The sequence below is a fragment of the Methylobacterium sp. P5_C11 genome (assembly GCF_054049775.1).
In genome coordinates this window covers 25095-37233 of the sequence record NZ_JBFULS010000057.1, presented here as the reverse complement: position 1 = coordinate 37233, position 12139 = coordinate 25095, and the positions used below count along the sequence as shown (strand labels likewise).

At 68.7% G+C, this 12139-nt stretch carries 11 protein-coding genes; 2 read left to right on the top strand and 9 right to left on the bottom strand.

The window, feature by feature from the left end; genetic code table 11:
* The 3 genes from ACXJKQ_RS23020 to ACXJKQ_RS23010 form a co-directional block, all read right to left on the bottom strand.
* A partial coding sequence (locus ACXJKQ_RS23020) for an oligosaccharide flippase family protein (protein ID WP_457108019.1) occupies window positions 1-1429 on the bottom strand: 1429 nt, incomplete at its 3' end.
* Window positions 1430-2077: 648 nt separating this feature from the next.
* A complete protein-coding gene (locus ACXJKQ_RS23015; RefSeq protein WP_457108018.1) occupies window positions 2078-2308 on the bottom strand; it encodes a hypothetical protein in 231 nt (76 codons plus the stop codon).
* 54 nt (window positions 2309-2362) lie between these two features.
* The gene (locus ACXJKQ_RS23010) at window positions 2363-3100 is read right to left on the bottom strand and encodes a sugar transferase (RefSeq protein ID WP_457108017.1); all 738 of its coding nucleotides are present in this window, start codon (window positions 3098-3100) and stop codon (window positions 2363-2365) included.
* Between the two features lie 211 nt (window positions 3101-3311).
* Here ACXJKQ_RS23010 and ACXJKQ_RS23005 point away from each other — a divergent pair, with 211 nt between their 5' ends.
* A complete protein-coding gene (locus ACXJKQ_RS23005; RefSeq protein ID WP_457108020.1) occupies window positions 3312-3464 on the top strand; it encodes a hypothetical protein in 153 nt (50 codons plus the stop codon).
* A gap of 807 nt (window positions 3465-4271) precedes the next feature.
* A complete protein-coding gene (locus tag ACXJKQ_RS23000; RefSeq protein ID WP_457108016.1) occupies window positions 4272-4493 on the top strand; it encodes a DUF6894 family protein in 222 nt (73 codons plus the stop codon).
* A 177-nt stretch (window positions 4494-4670) separates the two neighbouring features.
* On the opposite strand, the gene ACXJKQ_RS22995 is transcribed toward ACXJKQ_RS23000, so the two are convergent.
* From ACXJKQ_RS22995 to ACXJKQ_RS22970, 6 genes are all read right to left on the bottom strand, one after another.
* Complete coding sequence (locus tag ACXJKQ_RS22995; RefSeq protein WP_457108015.1) at window positions 4671-5801, bottom strand: L-talarate/galactarate dehydratase; 1131 nt, start codon at window positions 5799-5801, stop codon at window positions 4671-4673.
* A 307-nt stretch (window positions 5802-6108) separates the two neighbouring features.
* On the bottom strand, window positions 6109-7914 hold the full coding sequence (locus ACXJKQ_RS22990; protein WP_457108014.1) for a SpoIIE family protein phosphatase: 1806 nt from the start codon (window positions 7912-7914) through the stop codon (window positions 6109-6111).
* A gap of 134 nt (window positions 7915-8048) precedes the next feature.
* Window positions 8049-8921: a GGDEF domain-containing protein gene (locus ACXJKQ_RS22985; protein ID WP_457108013.1), complete on the bottom strand. Its 873-nt coding sequence runs from the start codon at window positions 8919-8921 to the stop codon at window positions 8049-8051.
* Entirely contained in the window at window positions 8918-9307 is a 390-nt protein-coding gene (locus tag ACXJKQ_RS22980) for a DUF1987 domain-containing protein (RefSeq protein ID WP_457108012.1), read from the bottom strand. The genes ACXJKQ_RS22985 and ACXJKQ_RS22980 overlap by 4 nt, the downstream gene beginning before the upstream one ends.
* A gap of 13 nt (window positions 9308-9320) precedes the next feature.
* Entirely contained in the window at window positions 9321-9875 is a 555-nt protein-coding gene (locus tag ACXJKQ_RS22975; protein WP_457108011.1) for a SiaB family protein kinase, read from the bottom strand.
* Between the two features lie 185 nt (window positions 9876-10060).
* On the bottom strand, window positions 10061-11911 hold the full coding sequence (locus ACXJKQ_RS22970) for an ABC transporter ATP-binding protein (RefSeq protein WP_457108010.1): 1851 nt from the start codon (window positions 11909-11911) through the stop codon (window positions 10061-10063).
* Window positions 11912-12139 lie beyond the last annotated feature (228 nt).

The following is a 12139-nucleotide window of genomic DNA, read 5'->3' as shown; positions in this document are numbered from 1 at the left end:
AAGTCAGAAAAAGTACCGATACGTATACGACGCCGCCGATTAAGACGACCGACGCCAATTCTAGGCTCAAGAATAGTTTCGATGGCGCATTCATCAAGTGGACTGACAGAGGCCAGACGACCATGGCCATCACGGAAGCGGCGATCGCCGGACGGATGACGGCGTAGATCTGTCGGAAAATGCTTATTGCGATCAGTCTTTTGATGCAGATGATCGCTATGCCGCAGAGCATGACGCTCACGATGACCCGGGTCCACGCAGCGCCCTCAGCGCCATGGGCTGAGACCATGTACCAAGTCAGGGGCAATCGCACCCCTAGTTCCGCAAGTGCTGCTGCGGTCAACCAGTGGGATTTCTCGCGTGCAAGCGCCACGGCTCGCCACGGACCCGCCGGCAGTCCCGGCAGGAATGCCAGAGCCAGGACAGCAGCTATGTGGTCGGCGCCATCCCAATTCTGCCCCAGCATCACCTGAATCGCTGGCCCGGCCAGGAAAAACAATCCGACGTAGATTGGTGCGATGAATGTCGCGATGACCGATGACGCAAGAAGATACGACGCTTGAAGCCCCTGTAAATCTCCTGATTTCGTATAGATAACGGTCGCCAGCGGCCGCGTGATCGGCAAAATCAGCGCCTGATGCGGCAGGTTGGTCATGTCGTTGCAAATCGTATACCGCCCGAGATCGGCGGCGGCGACGTATCGGCCGAGCAGGACTCGGTCGCATTGCCAGCTCAAGGCTATGAATAATTGTGTAAAAAAGCTCCAGCTCACGAAGTGCGAGAAGACATTCCATTTGGCAAGCGTCAAGCGCGGCCGATGGGGCGCAATAAGGTAAGATGTAACCGTCATCGCGGCAGGACTTGCCAATGTCGCCGCCGCCAGCGCCCAGTATGTCCTGAAGGTAAAGGCAATCGTAACCGCGAGCATGCCGCCGACGAATTTCCCCGTCACCTCAGCGGCGAAGTCGCGTCGAAAATCCAGGTCCTTGATGTAAACAATCAATCTCGGGCTCGCAATTCCCCGGATGGCCGGCGCAAAGGCGAGGATGATCAAGAGATTTGTCAGCCGCGGCTCACCAGTGAAATGCGCCAGGGGATACGAGAGGATCGCAATTGTTACGACGATGATCATCGCTCTGATGAAGCCGAGGGTAAAGGCGGTATTCAAATGCTCTTCTGTCAAATCCGGAACAATCAGGAGCGCCTGGCTGACCGGGATTTCCAATATCGCTTCGGAAATGACGACAAAGCTCATCGCCAGAGCGACCAAGCCGAAATCGGTCGGGCCAAGCAGTCTCGCGAGAACGACCAGGACAAGGGCGTCCATGATTTTCGCTGAGAACTTGCCTGCAATGAGCCAGCTCGCGCCCTTCGCCGCCCGTATCTGAGCCGAGCCGTCAATGGAGGGAGTCGATTGATTTGCGCGCATGGAGCAGCCACCGGGTTGTCAGATGAAACAGCGGTTCAAAGGCGCATCAGCGTCATCCATTCGGGGTGGCCGCATTCAAAAGGGACGGACAAGTCTCGGGTCGATCCAACGACCGTGGATGTTCGCAGTATTCCAATTCGGGCGCGGTAAATCGGTCGGTCTGCAGACATTTGACCGTCGGGGTGTGGCGAGAGGGGGCGATTCGATGACCGGCTCCGGACACGGCGGGCCGCGCTCATCGGTGGATGTGGGTTGGGTTGAGGGCGATACTGGATCGGCGCATCACCGGACCGTCCCGTTCTGTGACCTCATGGTGCGATCCACCGCCGCTCAACGATGTTCCGGACCCACCGGTCGGTCGGGGCGGCTCGACCGGTGGGCTGTCGCTGCGGATCGCCCCCTGCGCCGCAGACCCAGGGTCGGCCGGCTCCCGACGGATGCGGGCCGGCCTGACCGGAGCACGGAATCTTAGGATCTCCGCGCTAGCACCCCCTGTGATCTGTGGCCGGGGTGACACGATGCATTGGTCGAGTGTGGTCATCGCCCTGTACGCCGCCGGGTTCTTGGAATTCTGGCGCCTCTGTGCGGACGCGCCCATCGCCGAGGACGAGCCGGGCTGACACGCCGAGGGTGTGGCAGCTGCCCAGATCATCGGTGGTCGGTCAGGGGCCGCAGCAGCGCGCCGAGCAGAAAGGCGAGCTGGCCGCAGATCAGCAGGGCCGTGCCGCGCCGCAGGCAGGCGCTGGCGCTGAGATGATGGACGCAGAGACCATAGGTGACTTCGGCCATCACGATCGGGACGAAGACCAGCAGGCGCCAGACCGAACCGAAACGTCCCAACATGAGGCCCAGCAGAGCATTGAGCATCAGGCCCTTCATCGGTGCGGTCCGCGGCGGGCGCGGGCATCACGGCGCGATCGCACCGGCATGGCGCTAGCGACTGCCGCGCTGACTCAACACGGCCGGCACCGTCTTGAGCAGGATGCCGAGGTCGCGGGTGAGGGTCCACTGGTTGACATAGGCGCAATCCAGGGCGACGCGCTCGGCGTAGCCCGTGTCGCTGCGTCCCGAGACCTGCCACAGGCCGGTCAGCCCCGGGGGGACGGAGAAGCAGGTCGTGAAATCCGCCCCGTACCGGACGACTTCGGCCTGCACGATCGGCCGGGGTCCGACGAGGCTCATCTCCCCGCACAGGACGTTCCAGAGCTGCGGCAGCTCGTCGAGGGAGGTCTTCCGCAAGACCTGACCCAGCGCGGTCACGCGCGGATCGTGGGTGAGCTTGTGCGACGCCTCCCACTCGGCCCGAGCCTCGGGGTTTTCGTCGAGGTGCCGTGCCAGCACCGCGTCACCGTTCGGCACCATGGACCGGAACTTCAGGCAGCCGAAGGGGCGCCCGTGCCGGCCGAGACGCTTGTGGCGGAAGATCGGCGATCGGCCATCGCTTCCCCAGATCAAGAGGGCGATGAACAGCAGCAGCGGCAGCAGCAGAAACAGGGCCGTCAGGGCCGTGGCGGCGTCGAGGGCGCGCTTCGTCGCCCAGCTTGCCTTCAGGCCCGGGCCGGCATGCGCCGTGGCCGGCAAGGTCTTGACCAACGCCTCGTTGATCGTCTCGACCATGTCCTGTGGCGTCGACGGCTCGATCGGTGTCGGGGTCCCAGCCGGGCGCAACATGTCGGCTCCTTGACTCGGGGCGAGACGGGGTCGGAACCTGCGGGGCGGAGTGTGCGCCCGGCTGGCCCGGCCGGCGTCGACGCAGCCGGCTTCGGCGGCGGTCAGCCGGTCCGAAGGGGCGTCGATCGCAAGCGGAACCCTTGCGACGACACTGAGCGCGCGACAGGTTCGGCAACAAGACGGCCGGCGATCCATCAATGGAGGTAAGTCGTTGCTGATCGTGCTGGTCTTCGCCGCACTGATTGGGGGAACAATCGGGTTCGCGTTGGCCCTTCCGCAGGGAATTCCGGTCGCGCTGCTGGCGGCGCAGGCCGGAGCCGCCGTCTGCGCCGGCCTGGTCGCCCTCCTCGCCGGCCGCCGCTGAACGGCCCGTCCGCTTTCGGCGAGACCGGCTCCGCCGTTGGAGGTAGGCCTCCCGATCCGCAGGACCCGGCCTCGGGTGACAGGCCCCGATCCTGCGGATCAGGCATTGCCGTGAGCGCGGTAAAGTTGTCCCGCGCTGATCGCGGCGTCCCATGCAGCCGCGGATCGGGGCAGGGGCGGCGCCCATCGCGCGGGCTCGGGTGGTTGGCATCGTCCGAGGCGATTCGGCAGGTCTGCGCGATCAGCCAGCCGCGCCGATTCCCTCGACCGCCAGACCTTCGCCACGCCGTCCTGTCCGCGGCCGCGATGCGCGAGCCTCTCACGAACGTGATCGGCCTATCCGATGCTCAAAGGGCGTAGGGGCAGCCGCGGCCACGTGCGATCGCATCCGGCGGCCCGGCCGCGGTCACCGCTCAACGTGTCTCGGTCTTCGTGTCCTGGCTGGGGGACGGACCTTGAGCGGTGCTGCACCGGGCCAGGACCGATCGGACGTGCAGGCGCAATTTCTGTTTCCTGTCCGCCGCGGGGGCGGATTTTTTACCGCGTTCCGAATCGCCGGAGGCTGTCATCTCGAACCCCCTGAGGCCAGTCACCGCGCGCCGCCATCGCCGCGGGGTCGAAAGGGTGATCGGCGATACCTATAATGGATTATTTGGCCGAAATCTCGACATTATTGCAACGCGACGTGCGAAAGCAGTTTTGAGTTTTGTTAAGGTTTATGTCTCCTACTGAGCATTGTCGGACTTAGGCGAACTACGTAGGCAGTATGCAGGGGCCCTCCCGAGGGCAGCAATCAGGGAGGAGATGCGTGCCCATCCGCTTCTATTTCGATGTCGAGAACGGCAAGGAGACGATCCGCGACGAGCAGGGCGTGGAGGCCGAGGATGCGGCCGAGGCTCTTGAGGAGGCCCGCAGCGTGATCGACGAGATGGCGGATGGTCTGGGCGTCTCCGATCGGGACAGCCCATGGACGCTCGTCGTGCGTGATTCGACCGGAACCGTGGTCGGCCGGCTTCTGATCTCGCGTTAGGAACAGCGCGCGGCTCCCGCAGGCCGGCTTCGGTTCCGCGCCGACGCCAAGCTGCTGACGGCGCCGGGCGCCACGCCCGTGAACCACAATCTCTCCGAGGACCGAAGGCTGTCGGGGCGGGCTGATGCCGACGCTGCCGCCCGTCCGAGCCTGCGCCGCCGCCTTTCTCGCGCCCGCTCAGCCGAGGCTGCCGAATCCGGCGGTCTCGCGCGTCCAGGCGAGCGCCTGCTCGCTCAGGGAGAGACCGAGGCCCGGCCGGGTCGGCACCCGCATGCGGCCGTCCTCCAACTCCAGCCGCTCGTTGAACAGCGGCTCCAGCCACTCGAAATGCTCCACCCAGGGCTCCCGCTGCAGCGCGGCGGCGAGGTGGATGTGCAGCTCCATCGAGAAGTGCGGCGCGATCGTCAGCCCGGCGAACTCGGCGAGCGCCGCCACCTTCAGGAACGGCGTGATGCCGCCGACCCGCGGCGCGTCGGGCATCAGGAAATCGGCGCCGTTCTGGCGGATGAAGTCCCAGTGCTCGGCGACGCTCGTCAGCATCTCGCCGGTGGCGATCGGCGTGTCGAGGGCGGCGGCCAACGCCGCGTGCCCGGCGGTGTCCAGGCAGTCGAGGGGCTCCTCGATCCAGATCAGGTTGAAGCGCTCGAAGGTCCGGCCCATCCGCATGGCGGTCGGCCGGTCCCATTGCTGGTTGGCGTCGACCATGAGCGGGAAGGCGTCACCCAGGTGCTCGCGCACCCGCGAGACCCGGCGGATGTCCTCGGCCCAGTCCGGCTGGCCCACCTTCAGCTTGATGCCGCCGATGCCCTTCCCCCGGGAGCGGTCGGTGTTGATCAGCAACTCCTCCAGCGGCGTGTGCAGGAAGCCGCCCGAGGTGTTGTAGCAGCGCACCGAGTCGCGCTGCGCTCCGAGGAGCTTGGCGAGCGACAGGCCCGCCCGCCGCGCCTTGAGGTCCCACAAGGCCACGTCGAAGGCGCCGATCGCCTGGACGGCGAGGCCGCTGCGGCCGGCGGAGGCGCCGGCCCAGGCGAGCGTGTCCCAGGCCTTGGCGATGTCGCTCGGATCCGCCCCGAGGAGCGCCGGGGCGATCTCGCGAGCATGGGCGAACTGGCCCGGGCCGCCGGCGCGCTTGGAATAGCTGATCCCGAGGCCGCGATGGCCCTCCCGGCTCTCGACCTCGCAGAACAGGATCGCGATCTCGGTCATCGGCTTCTGCCGGCCGGTGAGCACCTTGGCGTCGCTGATCGGGGTCTTCAGGGGCAGGGAGACGGACCGCAGGCGGATCCCGGTGACGGCGTCCTGAGCCAAGGCTTCCTCCAGGGTTCCTCCCGCGCATGGACGCGGATCTTGGGCGCGGATCGGAGGCGGCGACGGAACCGTGCCGCTCGCGACAGCTATCCCGTTGCCGGTCCCTCATGCTCAGACGCAGCCACCGCGTTCCTGCGCATGAGCCTGAGGTCTCTGGCGAGGCATCGACTTTTCGAAACGTCGCCGACGCTTCCGTTTGAATCGCTGCACCAGCGTGGCGCAGGGCGAAGGCCCTGTCCAACGTCATTCTTGGATCGATTGATGCGCGGCCGGCATCGGACGCGTGGCGCCGGGGTGAGGGGAGGGGTCAGACCGCGGGCATCGCCGCCGTGTCCGGTGGAAACCGGAACGCCACCAGGGTCATGTCGTCCCGCCGGGCCTCGGCGCCGCGATAGGCATCGAGATAGGCCTCAAGGGCGGCGGCCTGGGCGGCGAGCGGTTGATCCGCGTGGCGCAGGAGGCTGTCGGCCACGCCGCGCGGGCCGAGGAGCCGCGGGCTCCGGTCGGGCGCCACCCGGCCCATCTGGTCTGTGATGCCGTCCGTCATCAGGTAGAACGTCGCGCCGGCAACGGGCACGACGACGTCCTCCGGGGTCGTCTCGCGGCCGGTGCGCGGGTAGCCGAGGCCCCGCCGGTGGCCGCGGACGCGCTCGGCCACGCCGTCCCGGATCACCGTGAGGGACAGGCCGGCGCCGGCGAAGCGCAGGGCGCCGGTCGCCCGATCCCAGACGCAGATGCCGCAATCGAGACCGTCATCCGATTCGGCGCCGCGCCCGTCCTGGCGGAGCTGCGTGCGCACCATGGTGTCGAGGGCCGCCAGGATCGCCGCCGGCGAGCGCAGGCCGCGCTCGTGCAGGAGCCGGTCGAGGGCCGTGGCGACGATCAGCGTCAGGAAGGCGCCGGGCACCCCGTGGCCGGTGCAGTCCGCCACCGCGACGACGCTGAGACCGTCGATCTCCTCCAGCCAGAAATAATCGCCGCCGACCACGTGGAGCGGTTCCCAGAGCACCGCGACCTCGATCCCGGCCCCTGCGAGGGCGTTCCGGTCCGGCAGCACCGAATCCTGGATGCGCCGCGCGTAGCCGATGCTCTCGATCACCTGCCGGTTGGCGCGCTCCAGCTTGTCGTGGGCGAGTTCAAGCTCGACGAGGAGCTGCTTGGCCGCGTCGCCGCTCCGCAACCCGTCGACCATGCGGTTGAAGGCCTGGCTGATGACGTCGATCTCGTTGCTGGGCCGGTAAGCGCCGCCGAGGTCCACGGTCGTCCAGCGCTTGTGCTCGATCTCGCGCATGGCCAGCAGCAGCCGCATCAGTGGCGCCATGACGTGGCGGCGCACGGTGACGTGCAGCGTGATCACGAAGGCGATCATCAGCCCGATGCTGGCGCCGAGGGCGAGCATCACCTGCCACGCGGCGTTGTCCCGCAAGTCCTGGGTTGAGAACGTCACCGTCAGGCTCCCCGCCGGGCGGGGAAGGCCCGGCACCGACAGGTCGGCCGTGGCCGAGACGTTGGACCAGCCCCGGCCCGACGGCGGCGTCCCGGCCGTCGCCACGCTGTGGCCCTCGGCGTCGCGCAGGATGGCATGGCGGAAGGCGGGCTCGGCGCCCAGGGCCTTGAGCGGCCCGCCATAGGCCTCCGCGCTGCGAGCCCAGTCCGGCCGCGCGATCGCGGCGGCGGTCATCCGGGCGAGGAGTTGCGCCCGGCCGTCGTAGAGGCGGAGCTGGTCGGTGTAGTTCACCCACGCGATCCCGAGCTGCGTCAGCAGCAGGAGTGCGCCGATCACCGGGTAGATGCGCAGGAACAAGGTATGGGGCAGGCTGTCGAGGTCGCGGCCCCGAGCCGCCCCCCGCAGGGCGCCGGGCTTCATCAGCTCGGCCGCCGGTGTGCCCGCCGCCAGAACGTTGGCGAACCCGCGCTTCGACAGGGGATCGCCCCGGCGGATCGGACCGGCACCGCGCAGCCCGCCCGCGCGCCCTGACGCACCGGCCGCCGGGACGGGGTCGATGTCGGCGAAGCCGAGCTTCGCCAGGGCGTCACCGGTCCGGAGGGGCCGGGCGCCCCGGAGGCCCGCGGCGCGCTGCGGCGGGTCGATCGCGGTGTCAGGTCCACTCACGCGACATCACTCCGTGTCAGGACGATTCCGGTCGGCGGCGCGATCCGGAGGCGAAAGCCGCCGGGCCTCGCGCTGCCCCGGGGCGCGAAGCCGCGCCCGGGAGGACCCGATGGGCGCGGGCCGTCCGCGGCGGGTCAGCTCAGGATCGAGCCAGTCTCGGACGGATCCGCGTGGTCGCCGGCCTCCGCCGCACAGCGGACGCAGTCGCGGCCGGCATGCTTGGCCGCGTAGAGCGCCGCATCGGCCCGACGCAGCGTCGCCGGCATCGACTCGCTCGCCCCGAACGCCGCGAGGCCGATGCTCACCGAGATCGGAAGCAGCCCGTGGTCCAGGCGGACCGGCCGCTGCGCCACCGCCCGGCGGAGCTGCTCGGCGACGGCCTGCGCCTCCGGCAGCGCGGTCTCGGCGATGAGGATGGCGAATTCCTCGCCGCCCATGCGGCCGATCACGTCGTCCGGGCGCAGACAGTCGCGGCAGGTCTCGACGAAGGCCTTGAGGACGAGGTCGCCCGCGCTGTGACCGTAGCGGTCGTTGATCCGCTTGAAGCGGTCGAGGTCGAGCATCAGCACGCTGGACGTCGTCGCGACGGACTGGATTCGCGCCCAGGCGTCCTCGCAGACCTGCAGGAAGCGGCGGCGCGAGAGCGCGTCGGTCAGGTGGTCGGTATCGGCGAGGCGACGCAATTCGGCCTCGAGGCGCGCCCGGTGCTCGATCTCCGCCGAAAGGGCATCGTTGAGGTGGCGCAGGGTGCGCTGCTGCTCGGCCAGGCGCTGGTTGGCGCGGTGCAGGTCGAGCTGCATGCGGTCGCTCAAGCGCACCAGCCGGCGCTGCTCGTGGTAGCTGCGCCGATACGCGCCGGCGAGTTCGCGCACCCCGTCGCCGACCTCGGCGAGCCGGGCCAGCATCACCTCGGAGCGGCCGAGGACGGCCTCCTCGGTGTCGAACAGGCTGAACGCATCCGCCGGCTCGGACAGGAGATCGGGGGCGGGCGCCTGTTTCGCGCTCACGCGGGGACGCCCGGGATCATCTCGAACCGCGCATGCGCGAAATCGGCCGCGAAGTCCTCGCCAGCCTCCTGGATCACGTCGTCCTCGGCGCTGAACATCCAGCGGATCGTCACCGGGCGGCCCTCCGCGGCGGCATCCTCCAGGGGCATGAACAGGTTCATCAGCGCCTTGGCGCTGGACGAGTTGAAGTAGGCGAGCGCGACGTCGAAGGTGATCGGGCTCGCCTCGGTCTCGGCGAGATGGCCGCGCAGGGCCTGCAGCAGCGGGCCGAAGAACGCGGCCGCGTCCTCCGGGTAGGATTCGCCGCGCAGGACGAGACGCCCCGACGCGAAATCGAAATCGACCTCGGGCGATCGCTCGGTCCTGGTCAGCGTGATGCGGTCCATGTCCGTGCGGTCCTCAGATAAAGGCCTTGAGGCAGAACAGGCTGCGCTCCGCGCTCAGATCCTGGAAGTCGTACTCGACAGGCGCGCTCGACCGGCGGGCGATCTCGATCAGTCCGATGCTACCGCCGAGGCTGCCCTCGTCCGGCGGCTGGCGGAGCTTCTCGCGGTAGACCTTCCTGAGTTCGTCGCTCGACAGTCCGGAGATCTCGTCGAGGCGCTCGCGCAGCCGCGGGACCTCGGTCTTGCCGACCTCGTTGCCGCAGACCACGAAGAAGCGTCCGCCCTCGGTGCCGACCGCGATCATGCCGGCGCTGGCCCGGCCCGGACCCGGCGCCTCGGCGGGCGCCACCTTGTCGGCGGAGTAGCGGATCACGTTCTGCGCCTGCTCGACGAAGATCGAGAACACGCGCTTGGCCACCGCGGCATCGGTGTCCTCGTGACGCATGCGCATCTTGAGGACCTCACCCAGCGAGAACATCATGTTCTCGGACAGATCTCCGTCGAACGACAGGATCACGCCACTGCGCTTCGACGCCTCGTGGAAAGATCTGAAATCGCTTGCGCGCACGGAAGCCTCTCGTCCGCTTCGTCGCGGCAGCACACCGCGTGTGTAGCGCCTCCATTAGTAGGTAATAATCAAATATTTCTTACCGGCACTGACCGCTTTCTGAGCAAGACTGCCTGTATATCGGGCAGGATCGCAAGCATTACGTTCGGTGCGGCGAGGTGGGGACGGTGCCGAGCCGAGGCCGATCAGGCCGCCGCACCCCGCGGCGCATCCGCAACCCGGTCGGAGTCCCAAACCTGCACGACGTGACCGGGCGCGACCTCCCGGTAGAGCCGGTCCGGCGCCACGTAGTCGGGCGCCCGGATCGGGCTGCAGATCTCGTCGTCCGGTAGGGCGTGCCGCGCGCCCCGTCGGGCCGGGTCCGGGACCGGCACGGCGGCCAGCAGCTTCCTCGTGTAGGGGTGCTGCGGATTGCCGAAGACCGCAGCCCGGGGGCCGATCTCCACGATCTCGCCGAGATACATCACGGCGACCCGGTGGCTCACCCGCTCCACCACCGCCATGTCGTGGGAGATGAACAGATAGGCGAGGCCGAATTCCGCCTGGAGGTCGAGCATCAGGTTCACGACCTGCGCCTTGACCGAGACGTCCAGCGCCGAGACCGCTTCGTCGGCGACGATCAGGCGGGGGTTCAGGGCAAGCGCCCGGGCGATGCAGATGCGCTGGCGCTGGCCGCCGGAGAACTCGTGCGGGAAGCGCCCGGCCGTCTCGGGGCTCAGGCCGACCCGGGCGAGCAGATCCTCGGCCCGCCGCCGGGCCTCCCGGGGGATGGCGAGGCGGTTGATCAGCAAGGGTTCCGCCACCGCCGCGCCGACGCTCATGCGCGGATCGAGGCTGGCGAACGGGTCCTGGAAGATCATCTGCATCTTCTGCCGGCGGACGCGCAGGGACTTGGGGTCGAGTCCGGCGACGTCCTCGCCGTCGAGCAGGACCGAGCCCGACAGCGGCTCGACGAGGCGCAGGATCGAGCGCCCGGTGGTGGACTTGCCGCAGCCGGATTCGCCGACCAGCGCCAGAGTCTCCCCGGCGGCGAGGCTGAACGAGACCCGTTCCACCGCGTGAACCCGGCCGGACACGCGGCCGAGGAGTCCTGAGCGGATCTCGAACCGCGTGGTCAGGTCGCGCACCTCCAGCACCGGGCGCGCGGCGACCTGGACGGTGTCGGGGGTCTCCACCGTCGGCGCCGTCGCGCCGGTGGCGCGGTCGACCACGGGGAACCGCAACGGCCGCGAGAACCCGGTCATGGCACCCAGGCGCGGGACTGCGGCGAGCAGCGCCCGGGTGTAGGGCTCGGCAGGATCGGAGAAGATCCGCGCGGTCGGCCCGGCCTCCACGGCCCGGCCCCGATACATCACCACGGTGCGGTCGGCGATCTCGGCGACCACGCCCATGTCGTGGGTGATGAACAGGACCGACATGCCTTCCTCATCCTGAAGGCTCTTGATCAGGTCGAGGATCTGGGCCTGGATCGTGACATCAAGCGCCGTGGTGGGCTCGTCGGCGATCAGGAGCTTCGGCCGGCAGGCCAGCGCCATGGCGATCATCACCCGCTGGCGCATGCCGCCGGAGAAGCGGTGCGGGTACTCGTGCAGGCGCGACCGGGCCGCCGGGATCCGGACCTTGTCGAGGAGCCGGATCGCCTCCGCCTCGGCGGCGGACCGCGACAGGCCCCGGTGCCGGATCAGCGCCTCGGCGATCTGGAAGCCGATGGTCAGCACCGGGTTCAGGGAGGTCATCGGCTCCTGGAAGATCATGGCGATGGAATCGCCACGCACCCGCCGCATCTCGGCCTCGGGGGCGGCGAGCAGCTCGCGGCCCGCGAAGCGCACGCGGCCGCCGATGCGGCTCGCGTCCGGCGGCAGGAGGCGCAGGATCGACAGGGCGCTGACGCTCTTGCCCGAGCCGGATTCGCCGACGAGCGCCACGGTCTCGCGGGGCCCGACATCGAACGAGATGCCGTGCACGACCTCGCGCCAGCGCCCGTCCGAGCGGAAGGACACGGTGAGGTCGGAGACCGAGAGGATCGGATCCGGCATGGGCTTTACTCCTGATCCAGCGGGGTTCGGCGGGGCCACGCCAAGCCTCCCCCTCGTCCTCCGACGCGACGATGGTCCTGCCTCTCCGTCGCGCACCGACGCCGATGACGGAGCGCGACGCGCCCCCTCTCCCGTGCGGGAGWGGGTTGGGGTGAGGGGCGAGACGCTTCAGGCTCGGGCAGGCCATCGTTGCGGTTGGATGGCGCGCCTTCTCCGGACAGACCTGAT

Bases quoted from the DNA above. Each gene is read 5' to 3' on its own strand.
- ACXJKQ_RS23015 (WP_457108018.1), bottom strand. From the start codon at position 2,308: ATGAAGGGCCTGATGCTCAATGCTCTGCTGGGCCTCATGTTGGGACGT.
- ACXJKQ_RS23010 (WP_457108017.1), bottom strand. From the start codon at position 3,100: ATGTTGCGCCCGGCTGGGACCCCGACACCGATCGAGCCGTCGACGCCA.
- ACXJKQ_RS22980 (WP_457108012.1), bottom strand. From the start codon at position 9,307: ATGGACCGCATCACGCTGACCAGGACCGAGCGATCGCCCGAGGTCGAT.
- ACXJKQ_RS22970 (WP_457108010.1), bottom strand. From the start codon at position 11,911: ATGCCGGATCCGATCCTCTCGGTCTCCGACCTCACCGTGTCCTTCCGC.